1 pseudogene is annotated in these 414 nt (G+C 67.1%); it reads left to right on the plus strand.

Going from position 1 to position 414, the window contains the following annotated elements:
- Window positions 1-115 (plus strand): annotated as a pseudogene (locus MKL09_RS09025) (Crp/Fnr family transcriptional regulator); the annotation flags it as partial.
- Window positions 116-414 lie beyond the last annotated feature (299 nt).

Raw genomic sequence — 414 nt, forward strand, 5'->3', positions numbered from 1 at the left:
CGCTCGATGGCTGTTGATGTGCCACGACCGGATCGACGGCGATCAGATCACGGTCACGCAGGACTTCATGTCGTTCATGCTGGGCGTCGAGCGTCCGGGCGTGACGGCGGCGCTGAAGTGACGGCCATAGGAGCAGATGAGGGTGATCACAGGCCCGCAGCGCCTCGCAGCACGGCTTTCTATCCGCTGGGCGCCTAGAGATCTGGCACGGCATGCCAAGGTGCCTGTGAGCGTTGTGGAGCGGGCTGAAAGCAGTCCCGGCGAGCCGACGGTCACGATCGCCCAATCGAGCCGGGCGCGCCGATCCTCCAACTGCTGACGATCCACCGGGCGGACGATGCCCCGAACCCGACCGCCCATACTTGGCTGCCCCTGCCGCCCTTCCCCGGCTTCGCCGCGGCCTATCCCGATCGC

Origin of the sequence: Methylobacterium sp. J-048 (assembly GCF_022829515.1) — a bacterium.
In the GTDB taxonomy this organism is placed as follows: Bacteria; Pseudomonadota; Alphaproteobacteria; order Rhizobiales; family Beijerinckiaceae; genus Methylobacterium.